The sequence below is a fragment of the Limnohabitans sp. TEGF005 genome, from assembly GCF_055394835.1.
Window position 1 is genome coordinate 1,904,150 of record NZ_AP029226.1, and the last position, 21,931, is coordinate 1,926,080.

Consider the following 21,931-nt stretch of genomic DNA (forward strand, 5'->3'; position numbering starts at 1 on the left):
GCATCACAAATTCCCTTTTATGTCACCCAGGGCTTGATCCGAAGGCTCTGGATGAAAATTGAACTCTAGAGCAAATTTACCGTTACAAAACACTGTCTGATCTGGCCGCAGTGGACGGCAACTGAATGTGCTCAAAGAACACCCGACCGGCATTGCGCAACTCAGTTTCTCGTTCAGATCGCTGACCAAAAAGCAGCTCACCCAGGTTGATGCCGACACCAACAAAATGATGGCGCGACCGGTCTATGCCCGCATCGCGTTCAGCCTTGGAAAACCCTCGAGCGTAATAACCCGTCTGAAGCTCAAGATACCGAAGTGGTGTCTGACGCAAAGCGTCCACACCTGAAAGCTTGAGTGCCACCACGTACTTTTGACCGGCGTAATCCGACAATGGACGAAAGCCCTTGTAGCCAGACGACTGGTACTCCAACCGAAAATCCACCAAATCCCGCACTTTGGGGTTGACCGCGCGAACGTACGACAAGCCAGAGCCCAACAAATTCATGGCCACATCCTCACGCGCAAAACCATGGTCGTTGGAGAAGCCGTCAAACACTTCTACATACAACATGATGGCCTGCGTGGTGAGCGCTGCGCTCAATGCCGCACGCTCAACAGGTCGCCCCTTGCGCACCAGCCGGTCTGTCAACACATTGTTCAGGGCATAACTGGAAAACGCATGGCCCAATTTGTCGGCACCGCCAGAGCCCGTGTTGTCCCCAAACCAACCCTCGGAATTCATTTTGAATTTTTTGCTGCTGCCCCAATCCCAGCTGTAAGCGCCCAAGGCCGTCACGCCAGCAACGGCGGCACCGGTTTCCCAGCGCGTGGCCTGCACGTCTTCGCGCCAGTCAGCCCATACCGAACCTGTTTGCGCCTGCACCACTGCAGCGCATGCAAACAGCCCTGACGTTACTGCACGCTTCAAAACATGCCCATCTGACTTCGTGTAACTCATCCTATTCTTTCAAAAAATACGTTATGAGGGCACGCTCGCCCTTAAATTTTTTGGGTCCACGCCCGATACAGCACGGCCAGCTTGCGGCCTTGGCGGCGCAACCAACCTGTACGCAAGCTCTCCAGACCAGCGCCCTCTTCCAGCGCTGTTCTCTCTTCCAATATCCGGTTCAGCACCGCCTCGCAGGTGGTGTAACCCTTCAAGTCCCAATCCCAATAAATGGGGTAATGCAGCAAAGCACCCGCAGCCAGTTCGTCCAGACTCAAGTTGCGCTGCCGACGAAAAAAGGCCGTGGCATTTTCGGCACGATCTTGCGTCAACCCCCAACCCGCATAAAAAGGCTGCCCATAGGTCACGACCGGCTTGCCGCGTAACAACGCATCAAAACCCGTCAGGGATGTCATGGTGTGCACCTCGTCACACGCCTCGATACAGCTGACAACAGACACCCGCACCTCGACTTGATCGGCCCACCGCCGTGCCGCTTGCAATGCCAACCGTCCCTTGCGATTGCCACTGAGCACATCGGGGTGTGGCTTGTAAACAATGAAAGCATCAGGCTTCGCCGCACGCACCGCTTGCAACAACGCCAAGTTGGTACGCACCGTGGTGCAACCCAGGCGAATGGACGCATCGTCTTCCACCTGCCCCGGCACCAGCACCACCGTGCGGCCCGAAGCGCGAGCGGCCACGCCCCACGGCGCTGGCTCGCGCGGCTCCAGGTTGTATTTGGTGATGCCGTGCTGCACGATGAACGCACGCACAGCCCGCGCCCGAGTCAAGTCTTCGACCGAAAAATCTCGGGAGGCCAGCAACACCTCCAAGTCTGACGGGCGGGTGGCATCAAAGTAAATACCGCGCTCGTCCAACACCAGCGACTGGGGGCGAATGAGGTCTGAACCCAGCCCCACCGAACGCACAAAACCGTCTTCAACGTGCAGTAGGCGTACCCAGCTTTGGCGAGCCTGTTCTGCCAAGCCGGCCGGTGGCGTGGCCCCCCAGCAAACCACCCTGTCACCCAATTGGGGGCGCATGGCTTGGAGCGCATGCACATCGGGCAAAAAAGACACCAGATCCTGATGCAAACCCAGCATGGGCTTGAGGTTGGCCGCCTTCCAGCGCCTAAAGCCAACGCCCAGCACCCGACTCTTGCGCTGAGTGCCATGCATGAGAGTGGCCATGTTTTTTTGACGCACCAGCCACCCCACCACATCCAAAATATTGCCGCGCTTGTGGGTGACAGGGTCCAGGTAACGGGTGTAATGGACATAAGCCGCAGCAAACAGCTCGCTCACATTGCGCTGGCGGGTGCGCCGCCCCCAAGCGGGTGAATCTGCACAGCGGTCATCTGTCTCGCCCCAGCCGGCGTACCACGGCACACCAAAGCACACCACCGGCTTACCCGCCAGCAAAGCCTCAAAACCCATGGTGCTGGTAACCACATAAACTTTGTCCATGTGCGCCAACAGACTGATGGGGTTGACCGCATCGCGCAGCAGCACGGTTCGATCATCGGGCTGCACCTGGGTCAGGTAACCGCATTTGCGACCAGACGACACTTCAGGGTGGGTTTTGACGTAAATAGTGGCCAGGGGGTTTTCTGCCTTGGCCGCTGCCAGCATGTCGGCAAAAGATTGGGCCGATGCGCCACCCAGCGAAACACTCATGTCGCCAGCGGTTTGGTCTACCACCAGCACACGCTGAATAGGAATGTCATTGCCCTGTTCCCCTGCGTCATTGCGAGCAGCGAAGCGACAAAGCCCCCCCCCATCCACATCCGGCGCGTGGTTGTACTTGCTCAGACCGTGCGCCAGTAACGCGTGCAAGGCTTGGTCTGCCAGAACCTCATGACCAGCCAACACATCGCTCGGACTGGCAAGTAAAACCTCGAGGGCGCTGGAGCTGGTGCTGTCGTAATAAATCCCGATTGAATCCACAACTATTGACAACGGCAGGTGAGTATCGCCTGTCCCGAAAGAGCGGATGAAACCATCTTCGATTCTTATCACATTTATTCCACACCTTCGATCGGCAGCATGAGCACGCTCCGAATTTGGTTTCTTGCCCCATGTAAGTAAAGTATCAACATACGGCTTAGTCCAAAGAGACTGATATTTCACGTCTGCAAAGCCGAAGCTGGGCAGGATAGGATTATTAATAATTCCTCTGGAAAATGTACCGTATACCGAAATTTTATTCATCAAATTCAGATCTCTTCCTATTAAGTGCCGCGAGGTAGGGGGATGACAAGTCCTCGAAGTTATCTATGTCGACTGAATCAGCATCCCCCATTATGTAAGGTATAGTTCTATCTGTATAAAAACCGCCGTACTCTTTGAACTTGGCGACTGAAATTATGTAAATAGCGCCATTAGGGATAAATAATCCTGATGTATTGATGGGATATTTATCACATTCCAAATTATTTAGTTTTTTAATAAATCCATCGTGCCCTTTTACCTGCATCCAGTTAGGATTGTCACGCACTCTTCTAACAGAAATGCAACTGTCGGCAGCTTGATCTATGAAGATTTTGAAGGCCTCATCAATATGCTCCGACCTTCTTAGCGGAGACGTGGGTTGCAAAAGAATTACATTTGAATATCCTGGCAAATTATTCAACACATGAGATATTACATCGCTGCTTGATGTACTGTCGGTCGCGAGATGTGGTGGTCGAATAAAGGGGACTTCGCAGCCATAACAGGTCGCCACATCTGCAATCTCCTTGTCATCGGTACTTAAAATCAGTCTATCAATGCAACGAGAGGCAAGTGCTGCTTGAATAGTCCAAGCTATCAAGGGTTGACCAGCTATATTAAGAATGTTCTTCTTGGGAATGCGTTTAGATCCTCCTCTAGCGCTTATGATAGCCATCGTCCGTGACATGATTTTATCTGCGTCCTTCTATACTGTTTTTCGCCGTATCCAAATCATCAGGCCTACCAACATCCAGCCAAGGTTCGTGCATCGGGTAGACAATAGTCCGACCGCCGCTTTCCTTGATCATCTCAAGCAATGTCGGCATATCACATTTTTGATTTCGATTTATAAGAGTAAGCGATTCAGGATTAATAATATACACTCCCGCGTTAATATGACTCCTGTAAATTGGTTTTTCTTCAAAACCTTCGATCTCCAGCCCTTGAGTCATCACAACTCCGAACTGATTTTGAATTTCATGCTGTCGCACGGCCATGGTGGCATCGGCGTGGTGACGGACATGAAAGTCTAAAAGATCGCTGTAGTGAATGTCGGTAAGCACATCACCGTTGGTCACAACGAGTGGAGATTTAGGAGTGTCCTCGAATAACCCCAGACAGCCCGCTGTACCCAAAGGGCTATCTTCTCGAAGGTACTGGATATTTACGCCGTGGCGTTCTCCATTACCAAAGTGATCTTCGATCATGTGCCCGAGGTAATTGAGCGAAATCACGAAGTTTCGGAAACCGTCCTTCTTGGCTCGATCGATAATGTGTTCAAGCATGGGTTTTCCTGAAATTTCCAGCATGGGTTTGGGGCAGTTTTCTGTATGCGGTCGTAGGCGAGTACCCTTGCCGCCCGCCATGATCACCATACTGTTGTCGCGTATAGCGGGCTCGAGCACAAAATTCCACACATGCAGACCGATGACCGAATTGTTGTGGTCAACAACAGGCAACTGATGAATCTTGTTGATCTTCATCAGTTGCAGCACCATCTCCCGCCCCATGTCTGCCGGCACGGCGAGGGGGTTAGTCTTAACGATCTGGTCTATGTTGCTGTCCATCTGGTGCCCTTTCAGGAAAGCTCGGCGGATGTCTCCGTCGGTCAAGGTCCCTACCAATCTGTTTTCAGCTGTTATTACTAGGACTACCTGCAACGCAGACTGCTCCAAGCTGTGTATGGCCTGTCGGATAGTGGATCCGAGGGGAATCAAGGTGATTTGCCAGTTTGGCGTGATAGCGGAAATGGTCATGGTTCGTGAGATAACTTCGATATACCTGATCGCAGACCAGTCAAAAAGCAATGTTGTGAAAGGACTTCTTTAACAGCCCATCCAGCGGGTGCCGTCTCAGCACATCGATGATTTTTTTACTTGTTCCGCCACGGCCATACGGATTGACGGTGGTACCCAATGACTGCCTGAAATCTGCATCGAAAAGAAGGCACAGAGCCCGACCGATATCCGCACGTTCGGGCTTGCAGTCGATCACGCTCGTTGCCGAGAGGCGACCCTTCTGACGATCGCCGATGTTGATGGTGCCGGTCTTGAAGGAGGGTGCTTCGGCGATCCCGCTCGACGAATTGCCCACTACGCCGTCAACGAACTGCAGGCAAGACAGGTAGCGTTTCTGCCCCAGGGACTGGAATGCTTTAGCATGAGGATGCGCCTCCACGAACGCCTCAACCATCTGGATCAGTTCACGACCACCAGTGTCTGCATTGGGTAAGGTGAAGATCAAATGGGTATTCTCAAGCTCGCCAAGAGCCACCAGCAGCTCCTGCATCTGTTGACCCGAACTGCCGCATTCAAGTGTGACGGGATGGAACGTGATCAGGAGATTTCTAGCCGCAAACTTGAAATCAATAGAGGCTTCAAGCTCTTCGCGGTTGAGCAGCTGAATCCGTTCGATCGCATCGACACCGAGGCCACCAACCAAAAATACCCTGTCCGGATGCTCTCCCAGCTGTACAACCCGCTTCCGATATGGCTCAGCGCCAACAAAATGTAGGTGCGACATCTTGGTGATGGAGTGACGGAGGGCCTCATCCAATGCGCCCTCGGTTGTCTCGCCACCGTGCAGATGTGCAATCGGAATACCCGCAATCATGGCCGCGGAGGCTGCAGCAAAGATCTCGAAGCGATCGCCAAGCACCACTACAAGGTCTGGTGCCAAGCGCGCGAATGCGTCCGCATAGCCGATCAGCCCCAATCCCATGGACTTGCTTACGCCGCTGGCGGTGTCGGCGCTTAGCAGCATCTCCACCTTGGCGTCGATGTTGAAGCCGGCCTGTTCGATCTCGCGGTAGGTCGAACCGAACTCGGGCGACAGGTGCATACCAGTGGCTATCACCTGCAGAGTTAGCGCATCGGACGTCACGATCTCCTGCATCAGCCAGCGCAGCAGGCCAAACTCGGCACGTGTGCCGGTAACAACGCAAATCTTGCGGCTCATAGTTCGATCAGTTCGTCGATAGAAAATTCACGCAGTGCAACTCGCCCTATGACCTCGTCCCAGCGCATTGGCGAGATGCCGGTGCCGGGCCGCTTAGTGCCGATGTTGTCTGCGCTGAATGACTCGCCCGCCCGGATGGCACGGATGGCCACGAGTGACTTGCGGGCGATGAGCTTATTTTTCAGTTCGCTAGTGCTGGGGCGTTTGACGCCGTCACCGAGTGCAAGCTCTGCGTTGCGGATCGCGTCAACCATAGCCTTGAGTTCGTGGGGCTCAAGGCTGGCTTGGTGGTCCGGGCCTGGCATGGTTCGGTCCAGCGTGAAGTGTTTTTCGATCACGCGTGCGCCCAGCGCCACGGCAGCTACTGGAATCTCAATACCCTGCGTGTGGTCTGAGTAACCCACTTCAACACCGAGAGCAGCCTTCATGCTGAGCATGGCGCGCAGGTTGACGTCGGCCATCGGGGCGGGGTACTCGGTCGTGCAATGCAGCACTGTAATAAGGTGGCGCGGCGTGCCCGCTTGTTCGATCACCGCCAGCGCAGCCTCGATCTCGCCCAAGGTGGCCATGCCGGTTGACAACATGACGGGCATGCCCAGTCGGGTCATGTAGCGAAGCAGTGGCAGGTTGGTCAGTTCGCCGGACGGGATCTTGACTTGGTCGAGGCCCATTTCGACGAGCATGTCGAAGCTATCGGTGTCGAAGGCGGTGGAGAAAAAGCCGATGCCTTGGTGACGGCACTCTTCGATGAGTACCTTATGGTCCGCCCTGGAGAGTTCCAGCTTGCGGATCATGGCGTATTGGCTTTCGTCGGCGTCGGTGGTGCCCTTCTGGTACGTGGCCTTTTCAGCTGTTTTTGTCACAAGCTTTGCGGTCTTGAAGGTCTGGAATTTAACAATGTCAGCACCGGCAGCCTTGGCAGCCGCAATTAGTTGTTTTGCCAATTCAATATCGCCGTTGTGGTTGACGCCGGCCTCGGCAATGATCAAGGTTTTCATTTGATTTTCTGGGCGGGTATGCCTGCATAGACTGCATTGGATTCACAGGAGCGAATCACCACGGCACCACTGCCAATGGTGGTGTGGCTGCCAATGAGAAGCTTGTTTACAGGTGTGCCTTGGTTGATCACGGCGCCGGCACCGATCCAGCAGTTCTTGCCAATATCAACATTCCCGGAAATCGTGCTGCTAGGGGCGATATGGGCAAAGTCACCAATGACAACATCGTGAGCAATGGTTGCGCTCTGGTTGAAGATGCAGAAATCGCCCAACTGAATGCTGTTGGTAAACCTGACACCAGCACAAACGATGATGCCCTGATGACATTCAATGGCCTTGCGTTGCAGATATCCAAACGTTGCGCTTGTATGGATCAGATTGCAGAAAGTGAGCTTTTCACGGTATCGATTAGCGACGTTTTCTCGGATGTTGTTTTCCCCGATGCCGATAACAAAAGGCATCGTTTGATAGCGAAGAACATCGGATTCAAGAATGGCTTCGGCTGGATACTTCCAGGCATTCAGTTCGGCCTGATCGCGTGCAACATAAAGCGGTGTATATCCAAGGTCGCTGGCCACGTCACCGGCCTCCCTGGCCATGCCAGAGGTGCCAAAGATACCGACTCGTTTCACGCTCATTGCGGCAGCACGCTGCTGGGTAGGTTGACCACGCGAGCCTCTAGCCACTCGGCCTGGGTCAATGGGCCATGGCGGCAGTGGGCGTAGGCTGGCAGGCGGTTCATGAGTGCCCAAATTGGGCGGGTCATGACGCCAGCGTCGTTGGTCGACTTGAGCAAGTGATCGCGCTGCTCGCGGCTGTCGCAGACCACGGCGTTGAGCCAGTAGTTGGAGCGGCAGGCTTCGGGTTCGGTGACGAATTGCAGGTCGCTGCCACTGAAGTGCGCGGCGTATTGCGCGGCCAGCTCGCGCTTGTTGGCGACGAAGGCTTCGAGTTGTTCCAGTTGGGCGCAACCCAGTGCCGCATTCAGGTTGGGCAGGCGGTAGTTGTAGCCGATCTCGTCGTGGACGTATTCATATGGATGGGGCTGCTTGGCGGTGGTAGTGATGTGTTTGGCGCGGGTGCCCAAAGTCTCGTTTGTGAGGACCATGCCGCCGCCGCCGGTGGTGATGATCTTGTTGCCATTGAAACTCAGCGTGCCCAAGAGGCCGATGGTGCCGGTGTGGCGACCTTTGTACAGGCTGCCGAGTGATTCGGCGGCGTCTTCGACCAAGGCAATGTTCCAGCGGGCGCAGACTTCAACAAGGCCGTCCAGGTCGGCTGGGTGGCCGAAAGTGTGCATGGGCAGGCAAGCCCGGATGACCAACTTGTCGGCGCGGGTTCGACAAACGCCGTCTTCATCCATTTGGGCATGGCTGTGCAGCCACTCGTCCATGGCTCGGGGCGACAGTCCTAGGGTTTGGCAGTCCACGTCGGTGAACACGGGTTCAGCGCCGCAGTAGGCGATGGCGTTGCAGGTGGCCACAAAGGTCAGGGGCTGGGTGATCACCAGATCGCCTTGCTGGACGCCGGCCAGTTTCAGAGCGATGTGCAGCGCAGCCGTACCATTCATGGTGGCAACAGCACGCGGACTGCCGGTGTAGGCGACCATGTTGCGCTCGAAGCGGTCGACGTAGGCGCCGACGCTGGAGACAAAGGTGGAGTCGATGGTGTCAACGACGTATTGCCGCTCGCGACCCGCAAAAATCGGGGCATGCAGCGGGATGAAGTCTGAGCTTCGGTAGTGTTCGCGGACGAACTTGATCAGGGCTTCAAACATGGTTCACACGTTGTAGATGTCGGCCTTGTACTTGGCCAGGTTTTCAGCGCGGGTAAACCAGTCGATGGTTTCTTTGAGCCCGGTGCGGATGTCGTAGGCGGGCTCAAAACCGGTAAGTTCGCGGATTTTGGAGTTGTCACACCACAAGCGGAAAACCTCAGACTTGCCGGGGCGCAGGCGCTGTTCGTCAGCCAGAAACTCAACGTCGCTGCCCATCAACTCTTTGATCATGTTGAGGGTGTCGCCAACAGATATTTCAAAATTCGAACCAATGTTGACGGTCTCGCCTATGGCTTTGTCACAACGTGCCAGCTCCAGGAAGCCGCGGCAGGTGTCGGTAACGTAATTGAAGTCGCGTGTGGGAGACACATCGCCCAGCTTGATTTGCTTCTTGCCGTTGGCAATCTGGCTGATGATGGTTGGAATGACGGCGCGGGCAGATTGCCGAGGGCCGTAGGTGTTGAACGGACGCGCAATGGTCAGCGGGAGGTCGAAGGCGTTGAAAAAGCTCATAGCCATTGCGTCCGCACCGATTTTTGAAGCGCTGTAAGGCGATTGCGGCTGCAGGGGGTGCTTTTCGTCGATTGGCACGTACTGAGCAGTGCCGTAAACCTCGCTGGTGGAAGTGTGGATAACGCGCTTGACACTGTTTTCAAGTGCTGCCTGACAGATATTCAGCGTGCCCTTGATGTTTGTATCTACGTAGCTGTCAGGTGCGACATAAGAGTAGGGAATTGCGATCAATGCGGCAAGGTGAAAAATTATGTCGATATTCTTGGTGATGTACTTGCAATAGTGAGGGTCGCGAACGTCGCCGTTGACCACCTCGATTTGATCGCGGCAATCTACGTCCTCTAGCCAACCCCAATAGTTGAAAGAGTTGTATTGGGACAGCGCCTTGACAACGTACCCTTCGCGCACGAGAAGTTCGATTAAGTGGGAGCCGATAAATCCATCGGCACCGGTGATGAGTACAGTCTTGTTCATGTGAAGTAGCTAGTCAGCGCAGGTAAGATTCGATAAATTGCTCGATCGTGGCGTCAGAGTAGGGCCGCTTAAATTGAGGGTTGCGGTCCATGTATTCGGAGGTTGACTGCTTGACACCCGCTGAAACAGGCCCACCAGCGACGATGTCATTTAAATGAGCCTCCAGTTCCTCGGGATTTAGTGCCTTCATGGCAAGCCCGCGTACTGAAAAATCGATGGATGGATGGATATTTCTGAAGGCCGACACCACCACTGGCTTGCCGCTCAAGGCCGACTCCAGAAGCACGCTACTGAAAAGACCGACCACTATCCCGCAGTCCGCCACTGCCTCATAGGTATCGCTTTCTCGAGACAGCACTGTGACATTACCGTTGTTGGAGAAGATTCGCCGGATTTCGTGCAGAACAGGAAGTTCCTGGTGCGGGTGGGGCTTAACAACGACAGCCATATCCAGTCGTACTGAAATATCCCTTAAAGCCAAGGCAGTCGAAACCATCTCAAAATTCGTTGAATGCTGCATCGCAAACAGGATTCGCCTTGGATTGGCTGGCTTACCAAATGCAGTTTCGCATTCTTCGATGCGACGCAATCGTGAAGTGATGTTGACCGAACCAATTACAGTCAATGCACTTCGCAGACCACCCATAGATTCGTAGATATCAATTTGCGAGTCGTCGATCACACCTAGCCTGTTCACCGATGGTTTGGTGTACCGAGGCGACGATGAAATAATCTGAGGCTGGATGCCTATCGTCCGAATGCCCCGACTGTCCGCAATCGCAGCAAGAATACGTGAGGTCATACTGCGGTCCATCGCGGTCGCAAATCCCGAGCAGCGGCTCATGGTGCGCATCGACTCTGAAATGAAGATGATCTGTGCGAACAAACCTTGGATGAATTTTTGAAGCCGAGGTTGAAAAATATCTAAGAATTGGTGGGGCAACCGCTTGCATGCGGTTTGTACGAACCATGCGTTCACCCCGGAGCCGAACATTTCGGCTCTGTCGGTGATAGTGGCAGGATATTTTTCAGAATAGCGAGGTAAGCAGCCGTTGTAGACCGTGCAACGCGGACTAAGCTGTTCGATCAGCGTCAGGGTCTTGACCTCCTCTTGGCCCTCGGCATTCAGCAGACCGGAGGAATAGAAAAGCAATTGCTGATTGGTATTCTTTACAATCGTTTCTACAAGCTTCATAGAAGCCGGCAAGTAAGCATAGTTTTCTTTGGCTACGTTGCCGCACACGGCTACGTAGTTTTTTAGACTTGCGTAGTCATCGAACCGTTCGTCTTGCAGATCGTGCCAAAAGGACGCAAACCCTGAAATCAACAAAGCCTCATCGAGTAAGCCGTCGAAGCCAAGCTTCTCGGGCTGGAACAGATCAGCAACGAGCTCTCGTGTGGTGCCATCGATTGCTTTGAAATAGACCTTACCAAGCTTTCCGTTGATTCCGGCGTGGTATGCCGTAGACTTGATGACGTCAATATTTCCTTTGTGGTTATCGATTAACAGAATAGTAGTATCAAATTCATCTAGGCAAGCCCTCGTGCCATGGAACCGGACGGCCTCAAAGTAGACATGGTCTTCCAAGCCCATAGTGATGGCTTCGATCAAGCCATCGGACAAGAACTTGCCTGCTAGCTTGCGCAGCACATGCGCAAGATCGAACGAGAAAGTCTTGGCCAGATCGACCGATTGCCGCTCGATCTCGGACATGGCTACGCTGTAACGCTTATGTAATGACGAGATCGTGATGCTTTGGCTCTCCTCGTAGGTCAGCAGCATTTCATTCGCGTTGGCCAGCGCATCTCGTGTGGTCAGGATCGTGACGTTCTTACCCTTCGCGGCAAATCCTTTGGCGATTTCAAGTGCGTTGATGCTGTCAGTGATGATGGCCACAGACTCGATAGTCGAGTTGTATATGAACCTCGAGTGGACAGCGCTGCGTGTGGCAAAGTTGTACGGATTGAGACGCTCAAGTTCGTCTTCTGCGGTCAGCACCCGGGTCTCTGAGAGTTGCTCCTTGAAGTTCTCGATGACATGTGGCAAGTCAACATGCGCCCTCAATTCAGGGTCGTAGTAACGTGGATACAGCAGGTAGGCTCCAGCAAACACCTCTTCTAGGCTCAACTGTCGGGTTCGCCTGCTAACGGGTTGTCGGTCGTCGGTTAGGCCCCAACCTGCATAGAAAGGTGCACCAATTGTCGTGACAGAAACGCCATGGATCAACGCTTCAAAGCCCGCCAGCGACGTTAATGTGTACACCCTATCCACCTCATGGAGCGCGTCCTTAATGGTGAGAGAAGTGGATATGATCTCGGCTAGGTGTGCCAAATCTTTCGGATTAGATATTTCCTTACGCTTGCCAGCTACGATATCCGGATGAGTTTTATAAATAATCTGTGCGTCTGGGTTTTCAGAGGCAGCTAGCTCGATCAACTCGACGTTGTTTCTGATTTTATTACAACCGTATAGCAGCGACTGATCGTCCTCAACTTGGCCAATGACCAGAATACGCGGTTTAGTCTTTGGTCCATACAACATATGCGCCTTGGGCGGAATAACTTGGTTATATTTGCTTAGCCCATGGACTCGGATTTCCTCCAAGCAGCGCCGGGCTCTTTCAATTAACTTGAAATCCTTATTGAAATTATGGCTATTCAGGATAATCTCAAGATCTGAGGGACGAGATGAGTCGAAGTAAATACCCAATTTATCGATGCATAACGAGTACGGCAAGGTGTGTTGAGCCCCAAGCCCGATGGATCTAAAGAAGCCATCCTCCACCCGGATGATTGGAATCTCGAATTTAGCTGCGTATTCATTTAAATCATGCGGTTGTGTCATTCCCCAGACAATAAATACTGGATTTATAGACAATTTAATGGCTATGTCGTGGTTATAGACTTGTTCCTTTAGTGCAATAAATCTCATTCGATAAAATGGAAAATACTTTTGCAAAAGTGGCCTTTTCCATTTTGCGACATTAAATACCCAAGCGGTTCTGCGCCAAGGTTGTATGTAACCGGAGATCGCATAACTAATTCCTGTCAAACGTTCAAATCGGGTATCTCCGAAAAACGTACGCGGATATTGAAGAAAATTGGAAAATTTAGACACAATTTATTTTTAAAACAGAATTTTATTTTTTATCTAAAACCCAGAACAACCCCTGCCGTGATTGCAATCTGCGACAGAATGCGGGTGATGTCGAGGGCAAACTGGCGGTTCTTTTCGTTCACCTTGGGCAAAACCAAAACTTGGTCACCAGGCATGACTTGCCCACTGGGCAGCCAGCGGTCGGTGTCCACTTGTTCAAAGCGGCCATCGCGCCGGGCGATCACCACGCGGCTGTCGTCCGCGCTTTGCGTGAAACCACCCGAGCGTTGGATGTAATCGCTCAAGCGCAGCTGTGCTTGGTAGGCCACCGCGTTAGGAAACAACACTTCGCCGCTGACCAAGACCAAGGCGTCTTGGCGGGGGATGCGCAAGATGTCGCCGTTTTCCAGAAGCATGTCACCCTTGTTGGCGTTTTGGGCAATTTGCACTTGACCCAGTGGCTCCACCTGTTTGGCGCGTTCGATCCATTGCAGTGTCAGGTCGGCTTCGTCTTTGCGAAGGCGGGCTTCATCGCTGCTGCCGCTGCGGGCGGTCAGCAGCGTGGTTTCTAGGCTGCGCAGACTGGTGGCCAGCAGTTCTTTTTGGCGCTGTTTAACGCTTTGGCGAAAAAACTGAATGCTGGCCGTGTCGGCGTCTGGGCCAGGTTCAACCTTGGCCAACAGTGCACTCAAGCGACTGCCATAGGGCAACACGTATTCTTGAGGGTTACTGTGCTCGCCTTCCACACGCACGGTGATGGTGCCGGGCTTTTTGTCAGCGATAAATTCCACCTCGTCACCGTTGTTGACCGCCACTTTCAATGCGTTTTCAATTGGGTAGGATTCCACGTTACGCACCATGCCGGTGTTGCGGGTGATGCGCATGTGCGTTGCCTCTGCGCGAGGTATTGCCAACAATGCCAAGTCAGCTACGGTGGGGGGGGCTGTGGCGGTAAATTCAAAACGCTTGGCGTTGCTGGCCAGCCCGCTGACTTTGGCACTGTATTGGCGTGGGGGCACAAAGATCACATCGCCATCGGCCAGTTGCACTTGCGGCATGCGGCCTTTCAGCAAAAAGTCATACAGGTTGACACTGGTGCGCAGTTGTGAGCCACGGTTGACTTCGATTTGTAAAAAACTGCCACGATCAGGGTCGATGCCACCGGCTTGATCCAAGTAGTGCAACAGGCTGTCCATGCTGGTGCCGGCATACAGACCGGGACGCGCCACGTTGCCGCCCACAAAAATACGCACGGGCTGTGCTGCGGCCAAACTGGCATAGCTGCTCACGTTTTGCCGGAATGCTTTAGCGACGGCACCTTCTAAAACGCGCTGCAGCTCCTGGTTGCGCACGCCTTGCACAAAAACGGGCCCGGTGTTTGGTATGAAGATGTTGCCTTTGGGGTCCACCGTGAGCAGTTGCTCAAATTCAAAAGCACCCCACAAGCGCACCTGAATTCGGTCGCCCGCGCTGACGGCATAGTCGGGGTTGAACTGGGTGGAACCTTGGCGAGCAAAGTTGCCGGTGAACAGGTTGGCCCCAAACACATCGCTGTGTTGGTTGGTTTGGTGTTCTGGCAAGGTTGCAACTGCACTTGTGACTGGCGCATTGGGGTTGAGCTGCGGTGCTGCTACCTGATTTGAAGTTAGCGAAGCAACGGGTGCGGTTATGGGCATACGCGTCTGTGCTAAAGCGCAAACACCAGACAAAGCCAGCATCGCTAAGGCGCAGAGTTGCTGCATTTTTACGGGGGTCATGTGTGAGAGTCAATCAGCAGGTTGTTTGGTGCCTGCAGGACATCAGTCGGTATGGTCTTTGACGATGGCCATCAACAGGTGCGCCACACCGGCAAGCAACAAGGCAACGATGGCAAAGACCAACAGGTTGTGAACGCGGGTGGGCTGCAGGGGGTATTCGGGCAGGCTGGGGGCTTGCAACAAGCTCATTTTTTTGAAGGTGCGTGTCGCTTCAACACGACCTTTTTCCAGTGCAATCAAGGCCGTTTTGTAAACGTCTTGAGCAAAGCTGGCTCTCATCTCCAAGCGTTGAAAGGCCTCGACAGTGCGGTTAAGGGTTTTGCCACTACCCGAGGCCAGCTTGGCTTGCTCTTGGCGAATCTGCTGTTGAATGGCCGCGATTTGCTGGTCCAACAAAACGATGCTGGGGTGGTCGAGCACCAGATAGGCTTGCAAAGCAGAGCGCTGTGTTTGCAGCTCAGACCGCTGCGACTCCAAGCGGGCCACGATGGAGGCAATGCTTTCGGCCGTGGACTGGGGCGAGGCAAGGCCTTTTTTGTCTTGAAAGTCGAGCACAGCGCTGCGGGTTAGCAGCACTTGCCGGTGCAGGGTATCGACTTGCTGCTCCAAAAACTGTACTTGGGCTTGGGCCAGTTGGTTGGCCAGGTAATTCATGGTCTGTTCACCCTCTTGCACCAGTTGGCTGGTGATGGCTTGCGCCATGCTGGGGTCGTAGGCTTGAGCCTGGATAACCAGCACGCCCGCATATTCATCTAGGTTGACGCTGACGCGAGAGAGGTAGTGACGATGAAACCATTCGATAGAGGCGTCTGTAAACCACATGCGCGACAACGGGTCGTGCTGGCTGTTGCTGTAGTGCGAGCGCAGGTCGAGCCGGGCATCGAGTTTGCGCAGAAGGTCCACCGACATGAGGTGTTCACGCAAGAGCAGTTGATCTGAGCGACTGCCGCCAGAGGTGCCACCGAGCAGACTGGCAAAGTCAATGCTTTGCCCTCCGGGCAGGTCGGTGCGCTGGATGACGACTCGGGCTTCAGACACATAACGGTCTGAGGCGATCAGCAACCAATAAACCGCTGCCAGCAAAGTGGCCATCAAAGCGATAGCAAGCAAAGGATGCTTGCGCATGCGCGGCAATAAATTAATGAAAAAAACTGTGCGGCGGATCATGCTGTTTGACTTTGCTTGTAGGCCCTGAGAGCGTCATCAATTTGGTCAAACCAATGGGCGCGGCCATCGTCTATCCAGATCCCTGCTTGACAAAACTGGCGCAAAGTACCCTCGCCGTGCGAAACCATGATGAGTCCGGCATGGTCAGCAACCTGCTTAAAGGCTGCTGCTGCCTTGGTCTTGAATCGTGCATCACCGGTGGCTGTGACTTCATCCGAGATATAGACATCAAAGTCAAAAGCCAGCGACAGGCCAAATTGCAAGCGGGCTTTCATGCCCGATGAATAGGTTTTGACAGGTTCGTCAAAAGCTTCTGCCAGTTCTGAAAAGTCCTGAACAAAGGCGACACGGTCAGGAATATCGTGTTCGTGGCCATGGATGCGGCTGACAAATCGGGTGTTTTGCCGCCCCGTGAGTGAGCCTTGCAGACCTCCGCCAAAACCCATCGGCCAGGACACCCGACAATCACGTTGCACATGGCCTCGGGTGGGATGGTCTACGCCACCGATGATGCGCAACAAGGTAGATTTGCCAGCACCATTGGCCCCCACCAAACCCACGTTCAGTTTGCTTGGGATGGTGAAGGTCACGCCTTGCAATACCCACTTGCCGGGTCCATGTGGGGTTTGGTAGCGTTTGTGCACGTCTTTGACGGTGATCATGCTGCGACCAATCGCTGCGCAAAGCGCCGATGCAGTACCAAGCCCGTCAACAACATCACCAGCACGCAGGCGAATAGATAGGGCAGGCTTAGTTCGGGCACAGCATGGTAATAAGGCGAAAAACCCAGACGAGTCGCTTCTATGCCGTGCGCTACAGGATTGAGCATGACCCAGTCACGGTATGGCTGCGGTACGGCACTGAGCGGAAAGACGACGCCAGAGATCAGGTACAGCGGCATCATGGCGAAAGCCAGAATGCGGTCGAGCTCTGGAAAGAGTTCACTGACCACAGAGATAACCAGCCCATAACCCAGCCCCAGCAGCCACAACGCAAAAAATGCTTGCAACACGATCAACGGATTAGCGGGCAAGGCGTCCAACCCCAACAGCCCCAGCCCCGTCATCGTGATGACCATGACACAGAGCAATAACACCGCTTCCAGGGCACTGCGCACCAGCACGGTGTCTACAGGCTTGACCTGCCGGTAAGTAAAGAGTGCGCGGTTGGCGCTGATGCCATTGGACCCTTGCGTGCCTGTTTGCCTGAACATGAAAAAAGCCACCAATCCCACCATGAGCCAAATGGGCGTTTCGATGCCACCCACATGCCGCACGCGAACAACACTGAAAATAACCAGCATGTAAGCCATGTGAAACACTGGCTCTGCGAACAGCCAAAACCAGGCCCCACGGGCAGAAAACAAGCGCCCAAGTGCTTCGCGAAGTAACAATGCTTTCCATACGGAAAAAGTGACCTGCAAAGGGGTCCTGACTGTCGGAAGAGTCATGGATTAGCCCAGCGCTTTCCATGGCTCACCCTTGAACGCATATACCGAACAAGGAATCTGCGTGCGACATTTGAGAAGATGAAGCCAGTCGCGTGTGTGAGCACTTGGCCGTTGGGGCTGCTGCCAGAAGGTGGCTAAGGCTTGTTGGTCCGTCAATCCTGGCTGGCCATAAAGAGATTCACCCAAGGCTTTGACAGGAACCAATCTGGCCAACGCCTGGAGCCCCAACGTGCTGTTAATGAGGACCACACCTTGGCAATGATCGAGCACCGTCGGGTTGTGCGCTTCGGTCACGTAGTGAATTCTGGTGGCAACACCCCGAGTTTGTGCCGCATGCCGAATGTATTGCTCTAACAACACGTCACCACGGTTCATGGGGTGCTGCTTGAACAACAACTGAACTTTTGATGGGGCATAGGCAGCGAAAGATTCAATGACTTCATCAATGAAGCTTTCAATATTCTCAAAGCGACTGTGCAGATGAATTTGACTGTCTTCTGGGCTTTGCAAGGGCACAAAAAAATACAGACTGCTTTGTCGCACCAGCTGTCTGACAAAGGTGTGGTCTAGATGCCAACGCATGGCCTTTCTGACCCACGAACGCAGCCAGTACAAGGCGTAACTTGAAGGCGAAGTGTGGCGATGGTGCTGATAGTGGGGATAGCGCGCCCGCCCTAGCGACATGGCTACATAGTGCTGCGTTGCAGCCCAGGCCATTTTTGCGAAATGCCACGCAACAGTTTCAGGCACGGGTTTGGCCATGGTCGGAACCATTGGCAAAAGATCGATGACATCGATCATCGCTGTGGAATGTGCATTGACACCATTGACTTCAAGCGTGACGTAACCGGGCCGAAAGTAGCCCTCTTCCATCACAAAGACCTTGATGCCCTTTGCCTGCGCTAATGAAATGGCTTGCCGGTGGTAACGCCGCGCCTGTCCAAACAACACGATGGCTGTGGCGGTCTGCGCTGACAGCAGAGATTCGAAATAGCTAGGCCACTCAGTCGCTGAGCAACGGAAATGATGCGCCGCTATATCTGGAACGAAACGCCAATCAAAGGCGTCGCCGGCGTTGAAACAAACTTTGCTAACGGCTACACCTTTCGCCTGCAAATTTTTCGCCAATTTTCCAAACAGTGGTCCCACAGGACCTTGTAGCAACAAGACATTCTTGTGGGTGTGCAATTCCTGAAGCGCCAAGTTTCTTGGACTGCAAAACTGCAAAAAATGTGATTCTTGTTTCAATTGATAAAGTCGATCGCCATAGCTACCGCAGGTTTTGTTTGACCAAAACACTTTCGGCAACAACTCTTATTGATACTTGATTTGATTGCAACCTTTGTTACTTTATCATATTACCTTGGTTGCAATTTTACACAAACAGATCTTTAAAGTTGTAGGCATGTCCGACAACAAAAATCAAGATCTCAAAGCATTCACACTTCGACTTGAAATGCTTTTAGAAAAAAAAGGCAAAACCCTTAGCCCGACCGCGTTAGCAAGAGATTTCAATCTGAGATGGAGGGGTATGCCGGTAACGGTTAATGCCACGCGCAAATGGCTGATGGGACAAGCCATGCCTACAATGGACAAGCTGGCCGTGTTAGCAAATATGCTCAATGCGTCTGAAGATTGGCTACGTTGGGGAGCGATGTCAGTGGATGAACCTGTTAACCAGAGTTACGATCAACTTGTAAGTTCGAATCGCCTAGAACTGCGTAATGCCGAAAAGTCTTTGACACAAGATTTCAAGTTGCTCAATGAAACCAACAAACAAGTGGTTACCGCTGTCCTTGAGGTTTTACTCAAACAGCAACAGTCTTCGGCTGTTTCACCTAAAAACATACAGTCCAGGTCAAAAATTGGCTGACCAGCTGTCATTGATCGGTTGTCAAAACAAAAAGACGCTGCACTGAAGATCAACACCAAAGCATTTTTTTGGCATAAAAAAATGGGCATCCAAGATGCCCATTTTTTTCGCCCTTCAACCCTCGCTCAAGCCTTAACCGCCGCAGTCACCACCACCTCAATCCGATAGGCCGGGACGGCCAGCGCGGCTTGCACGGTGGCCCTTGGTGGTGCGCTGCCCGCCACCACCCAGGCGTCCCATACCTCGTTCATGGCAGCGATGTCGGTGATGTCTTTCAGGTAGATCTGGGTGCGCAGGATGCGCGTCTTGTCGCTGCCCGCTTCGGCCAAGCGTTGCTCGATTTGGCGCAGCACATCGGCGGTCTGGCTGCGGATGTCGGTGGCTTCGCATTCGGGCACCATGCCCGCCAAATAGACCACCCCATTGAAGATGGCCGCCTCGCTGTAGCGGGCTGCCACATGCAATCTTTGCAAGTCTTGGTTCATGCTTTTTTCTGTCCCAGTTTGGATTCGGTACCTGCCAGCAGGCGGTTGATGTTTTCACGGTGACGCCAGACCAGCAGCAAAGCCATCACCGCCAAGCTGAAAACCTCCGTCGCATTCACATCCCAGGCCACGCCGCTGCCAAACACATAAAACACAGGCGCAAACACCGCAGCCACCATGGACGCCAGCGATACATAGCGGCTGAAATACACCACGATGGCAAATGTGAGCACGGTCGTCAGCGCCAGCAAGCCATTGACGCCCACCAGCACACCCACCGCCGTGGCCACGCCTTTGCCGCCCACAAAGCCAAAGAACACCGGGTACAGGTGCCCCAAAAATGCGGCCAGACCAGCCAGCGCGGCCACGCCTGCACCCAACCCGTGCTGGGGGCCATAGGCCAGCACCAGCGCCACTGGCAGCCAGCCCTTGACTGCATCAAGCAGCAAGGTCAGGATGGCGGCTTTTTTACTGCCCGAGCGCAGCACGTTGGTAGCACCTGGGTTTTTGCTGCCATAGCTGCGCGGGTCGTTCAACCCCATCAAGCGGCTCACAATGACGGCAAAGCTGAGCGAGCCCACCAAATAACTGGCCAACACCACGGCCACCGGAATCAACACATCCATCGAAAGCTCCCTTGTTCTTGTACGGGCGTCATTCTGCCAGTGCGCATTGGACGGGCTGCGCGCCCAACAACTGCACGCACACTTGCGGGTCGATGCCCACCAGATAACCGCGCCTGCCCCCATTGATGCAAATGCGAGGCAAAGCCAAAATGGTTTGCTCGATGTAGACCGGCATCTGCCGACGCGTGGCAAAGGGCGATGTACCGCCCACCAGATAACCGCTGTGCCAGTTGGCCACTTCGGGCGCGCAGGGCTCGATGGCTTTGAGCCCCACCTGCCGCGCGAGGTTTTTGGTCGATACCTTGCGGTTGCCATGCATCAGCACCACCAGCGGTTTGGCATCTTGGTCTTGCATGATCAGGGTCTTGACCACGGCAAATGGGTCCATGCCCAAGACCTGTGCGCTGTGTTGTGCGCCGCCGTGCTCCAGGTATTCGTAGGGATGTTCGGTGAAGCTGACCCCCTGCTGGCGCAAGAGCGCCGTGGCCGGGGTTTCGCTGACTTTGTCTTTTTTGGCCATGGGCCAGGATCACAAAGCCGGGTCGCGCATGTCCCACCGAATCGCATCAATGGCCTTGAGCACTTCAGGCGACAACTCGGTCGACCACGCGGCCAAGTCTTCGTTCAATTGCGCGACCGATGTCACGCCAATGATGGTGCTGGCCACGCTCCAGCGGTGGTAGCAAAACGCCAAGGCCATTTGGGTGGGGGTCATGCCGTTGTCGCGGGCCAGCTGGTTATAGCGACGTGCAGCCACCAGCGCCTCGGGGCGGCCCCAGCGCTGTTTGCGCATCGAATCGTAGCGGGCAATGCGGCCACCTTCGGGCAGCAACGGGCCCGTCAAATCCGTGTTGTCGTATTTGCCCGTCAACAAGCCAAAGCCCAGCGGTGAATAAGCCAGCATCGACACGTTCAGGCGGTGGCAAGTTTCATCCAGTGCGTTGTCGTAGGTGCGGTTGACCAGGCAGTAAGGGTTTTGCACCGTGGCCACACGGGGCAGGCCATGCTGCTCGGCCAGGCGCACGAATTCGTGAACGCCGTAAGGTGTTTCGTTCGACAGGCCGACATAACGCACCTTGCCGGCTTTGACCAATTTGGACAAGGCTTCGAGTTGCTCATGAATCGAGGTCAGTGGCTTGTCTTTGCTCGGGTCAAAATACGCCATGCCAAACGCAGGCACATGGCGCTCGGGCCAATGAATTTGATACAGGTCGATCACCTCGGTTTGCAGGCGGCGCAAGCTGGCATCACACGAATTCAAAATGTCCTGCCCGCTCATGCCCGAGCCCTCTCGAATCCAGGGCATGCCACGCGATGGGCCTGCCACCTTGGTGGCCAGCACCAGCTTCTGGCGGGCACCGGGGTTTTTGGCAAACCAGTTGCCGATGTAGGTTTCGGTGAAACCGCAGGTGGCGGCGGTGGCGGGCACGGCGTACATCTCAGCGGTGTCAATGAAGTTGATGCCGGCTTCGAGCGATCGGTCCAAGATGGCATGCGAATCGGCCTCGTTGACTTGTTCGCCAAAAGTCATGGTGCCCAGGCAAATGGGAGTGACATGCAAGTCGGATTGGCCGAGTTGAACGAGTTTCATGGTGTT

The 21,931-nt window shown here is 54.1% G+C and carries 20 protein-coding genes; 1 reads left to right on the forward strand and 19 read right to left on the reverse strand.

Annotated features, from left to right (window positions below; genetic code table 11):
* Window positions 1-82 precede the first annotated feature (82 nt).
* The 15 genes from ACZ5RG_RS09165 to ACZ5RG_RS09235 form a co-directional block, all read right to left on the reverse strand.
* On the reverse strand, window positions 83-958 hold the full coding sequence (locus ACZ5RG_RS09165; protein ID WP_464446882.1) for a DUF2279 domain-containing protein: 876 nt from the start codon (window positions 956-958) through the stop codon (window positions 83-85).
* Window positions 959-999: 41 nt separating this feature from the next.
* Entirely contained in the window at window positions 1,000-3,159 is a 2,160-nt protein-coding gene (locus ACZ5RG_RS09170; RefSeq protein ID WP_464446883.1) for a capsular polysaccharide biosynthesis protein, read from the reverse strand.
* A complete protein-coding gene (locus ACZ5RG_RS09175; protein ID WP_464446884.1) occupies window positions 3,152-3,847 on the reverse strand; it encodes an acylneuraminate cytidylyltransferase family protein in 696 nt (231 codons plus the stop codon). The genes ACZ5RG_RS09170 and ACZ5RG_RS09175 overlap by 8 nt, the downstream gene beginning before the upstream one ends.
* A 4-nt stretch (window positions 3,848-3,851) precedes the next feature.
* The gene (locus tag ACZ5RG_RS09180) at window positions 3,852-4,916 is read right to left on the reverse strand and encodes a nucleotidyltransferase family protein (RefSeq protein WP_464446885.1); all 1,065 of its coding nucleotides are present in this window, start codon (window positions 4,914-4,916) and stop codon (window positions 3,852-3,854) included.
* 40 nt (window positions 4,917-4,956) lie between these two features.
* The gene (gene neuC / locus ACZ5RG_RS09185; protein ID WP_464446886.1) at window positions 4,957-6,117 is read right to left on the reverse strand and encodes a UDP-N-acetylglucosamine 2-epimerase; all 1,161 of its coding nucleotides are present in this window, start codon (window positions 6,115-6,117) and stop codon (window positions 4,957-4,959) included.
* Complete coding sequence (gene neuB, locus ACZ5RG_RS09190; RefSeq protein WP_464446887.1) at window positions 6,114-7,115, reverse strand: N-acetylneuraminate synthase; 1,002 nt, start codon at window positions 7,113-7,115, stop codon at window positions 6,114-6,116. The genes neuC and neuB overlap by 4 nt, the downstream gene beginning before the upstream one ends.
* Complete coding sequence (locus ACZ5RG_RS09195) at window positions 7,112-7,747, reverse strand: acetyltransferase (protein WP_464446888.1); 636 nt, start codon at window positions 7,745-7,747, stop codon at window positions 7,112-7,114. Before ACZ5RG_RS09195 ends, neuB begins: the two co-directional genes overlap by 4 nt.
* Window positions 7,748-7,749: 2 nt before the next feature.
* The gene (locus ACZ5RG_RS09200) at window positions 7,750-8,892 is read right to left on the reverse strand and encodes a LegC family aminotransferase (protein WP_464446889.1); all 1,143 of its coding nucleotides are present in this window, start codon (window positions 8,890-8,892) and stop codon (window positions 7,750-7,752) included.
* A gap of 3 nt (window positions 8,893-8,895) precedes the next feature.
* Window positions 8,896-9,879, reverse strand: a complete 984-nt coding sequence (locus tag ACZ5RG_RS09205) for an NAD-dependent 4,6-dehydratase LegB (protein WP_464446890.1) — start codon at window positions 9,877-9,879, stop codon at window positions 8,896-8,898.
* A gap of 13 nt (window positions 9,880-9,892) precedes the next feature.
* Window positions 9,893-12,997, reverse strand: coding sequence for a capsular polysaccharide export protein, LipB/KpsS family (locus ACZ5RG_RS09210; protein ID WP_464446891.1), 3,105 nt, complete (start codon window positions 12,995-12,997; stop codon window positions 9,893-9,895).
* 29 nt (window positions 12,998-13,026) lie between these two features.
* A complete protein-coding gene (locus ACZ5RG_RS09215) occupies window positions 13,027-14,556 on the reverse strand; it encodes a polysaccharide biosynthesis/export family protein (RefSeq protein WP_464446892.1) in 1,530 nt (509 codons plus the stop codon).
* Between the two features lie 219 nt (window positions 14,557-14,775).
* Window positions 14,776-15,858, reverse strand: a complete 1,083-nt coding sequence (locus tag ACZ5RG_RS09220) for a KpsE/RkpR family capsule polysaccharide export protein (RefSeq protein ID WP_464446893.1) — start codon at window positions 15,856-15,858, stop codon at window positions 14,776-14,778.
* Window positions 15,859-15,896: 38 nt separating this feature from the next.
* Window positions 15,897-16,562 carry an ABC transporter ATP-binding protein gene (locus ACZ5RG_RS09225; protein ID WP_464446894.1) on the reverse strand — a complete coding sequence of 222 codons (666 nt, stop codon included), beginning with the start codon at window positions 16,560-16,562 and terminating at the stop codon, window positions 15,897-15,899.
* Window positions 16,559-17,350, reverse strand: a complete 792-nt coding sequence (locus tag ACZ5RG_RS09230; protein WP_464446895.1) for an ABC transporter permease — start codon at window positions 17,348-17,350, stop codon at window positions 16,559-16,561. Before ACZ5RG_RS09230 ends, ACZ5RG_RS09225 begins: the two co-directional genes overlap by 4 nt.
* A 3-nt stretch (window positions 17,351-17,353) precedes the next feature.
* On the reverse strand, window positions 17,354-18,649 hold the full coding sequence (locus tag ACZ5RG_RS09235; RefSeq protein ID WP_464448192.1) for a capsular polysaccharide export protein, LipB/KpsS family: 1,296 nt from the start codon (window positions 18,647-18,649) through the stop codon (window positions 17,354-17,356).
* Window positions 18,650-18,755: 106 nt separating this feature from the next.
* On the opposite strand from ACZ5RG_RS09235, the gene ACZ5RG_RS09240 reads away from it, so the two are divergent.
* The gene (locus ACZ5RG_RS09240; RefSeq protein ID WP_464446896.1) at window positions 18,756-19,223 is read left to right on the forward strand and encodes a hypothetical protein; all 468 of its coding nucleotides are present in this window, start codon (window positions 18,756-18,758) and stop codon (window positions 19,221-19,223) included.
* Window positions 19,224-19,348: 125 nt separating this feature from the next.
* On the opposite strand, the gene ACZ5RG_RS09245 is transcribed toward ACZ5RG_RS09240, so the two are convergent.
* The 4 genes from ACZ5RG_RS09245 to ACZ5RG_RS09260 are packed head-to-tail and all read right to left on the reverse strand — an operon-like array spanning window position 19,349 to window position 21,925.
* Complete coding sequence (locus tag ACZ5RG_RS09245) at window positions 19,349-19,708, reverse strand: RidA family protein (RefSeq protein WP_464446897.1); 360 nt, start codon at window positions 19,706-19,708, stop codon at window positions 19,349-19,351.
* The gene (gene plsY, locus ACZ5RG_RS09250) at window positions 19,705-20,334 is read right to left on the reverse strand and encodes a glycerol-3-phosphate 1-O-acyltransferase PlsY (RefSeq protein WP_298596237.1); all 630 of its coding nucleotides are present in this window, start codon (window positions 20,332-20,334) and stop codon (window positions 19,705-19,707) included. The genes ACZ5RG_RS09245 and plsY overlap by 4 nt, the downstream gene beginning before the upstream one ends.
* Window positions 20,335-20,362: 28 nt before the next feature.
* On the reverse strand, window positions 20,363-20,854 hold the full coding sequence (locus ACZ5RG_RS09255) for an aminoacyl-tRNA deacylase (protein WP_464446898.1): 492 nt from the start codon (window positions 20,852-20,854) through the stop codon (window positions 20,363-20,365).
* A 9-nt stretch (window positions 20,855-20,863) separates the two neighbouring features.
* Window positions 20,864-21,925 (reverse strand): aldo/keto reductase, encoded by a 1,062-nt coding sequence (locus tag ACZ5RG_RS09260; protein WP_298596234.1) that lies wholly within the window; start codon window positions 21,923-21,925, stop codon window positions 20,864-20,866.
* Between the last annotated feature and the right edge of the window lie 6 nt (window positions 21,926-21,931).

Bases quoted from the DNA above. Each gene is read 5' to 3' on its own strand.
- ACZ5RG_RS09240 (WP_464446896.1), top strand. From the start codon at position 18,756: ATGTCCGACAACAAAAATCAAGATCTCAAAGCATTCACACTTCGACTT.
- ACZ5RG_RS09200 (WP_464446889.1), bottom strand. From the start codon at position 8,892: ATGTTTGAAGCCCTGATCAAGTTCGTCCGCGAACACTACCGAAGCTCA.
- ACZ5RG_RS09175 (WP_464446884.1), bottom strand. From the start codon at position 3,847: ATGTCACGGACGATGGCTATCATAAGCGCTAGAGGAGGATCTAAACGC.
- plsY (WP_298596237.1), bottom strand. From the start codon at position 20,334: ATGGATGTGTTGATTCCGGTGGCCGTGGTGTTGGCCAGTTATTTGGTG.
- ACZ5RG_RS09225 (WP_464446894.1), bottom strand. From the start codon at position 16,562: ATGATCACCGTCAAAGACGTGCACAAACGCTACCAAACCCCACATGGA.
- ACZ5RG_RS09180 (WP_464446885.1), bottom strand. From the start codon at position 4,916: ATGACCATTTCCGCTATCACGCCAAACTGGCAAATCACCTTGATTCCC.
- ACZ5RG_RS09245 (WP_464446897.1), bottom strand. From the start codon at position 19,708: ATGAACCAAGACTTGCAAAGATTGCATGTGGCAGCCCGCTACAGCGAG.
- ACZ5RG_RS09170 (WP_464446883.1), bottom strand. From the start codon at position 3,159: ATGAATAAAATTTCGGTATACGGTACATTTTCCAGAGGAATTATTAAT.
- ACZ5RG_RS09165 (WP_464446882.1), bottom strand. From the start codon at position 958: ATGAGTTACACGAAGTCAGATGGGCATGTTTTGAAGCGTGCAGTAACG.
- ACZ5RG_RS09220 (WP_464446893.1), bottom strand. From the start codon at position 15,858: ATGCGCAAGCATCCTTTGCTTGCTATCGCTTTGATGGCCACTTTGCTG.
- ACZ5RG_RS09255 (WP_464446898.1), bottom strand. From the start codon at position 20,854: ATGGCCAAAAAAGACAAAGTCAGCGAAACCCCGGCCACGGCGCTCTTG.
- ACZ5RG_RS09260 (WP_298596234.1), bottom strand. From the start codon at position 21,925: ATGAAACTCGTTCAACTCGGCCAATCCGACTTGCATGTCACTCCCATT.
- neuC (WP_464446886.1), bottom strand. From the start codon at position 6,117: ATGAGCCGCAAGATTTGCGTTGTTACCGGCACACGTGCCGAGTTTGGC.
- ACZ5RG_RS09230 (WP_464446895.1), bottom strand. From the start codon at position 17,350: ATGACTCTTCCGACAGTCAGGACCCCTTTGCAGGTCACTTTTTCCGTA.
- ACZ5RG_RS09205 (WP_464446890.1), bottom strand. From the start codon at position 9,879: ATGAACAAGACTGTACTCATCACCGGTGCCGATGGATTTATCGGCTCC.
- neuB (WP_464446887.1), bottom strand. From the start codon at position 7,115: ATGAAAACCTTGATCATTGCCGAGGCCGGCGTCAACCACAACGGCGAT.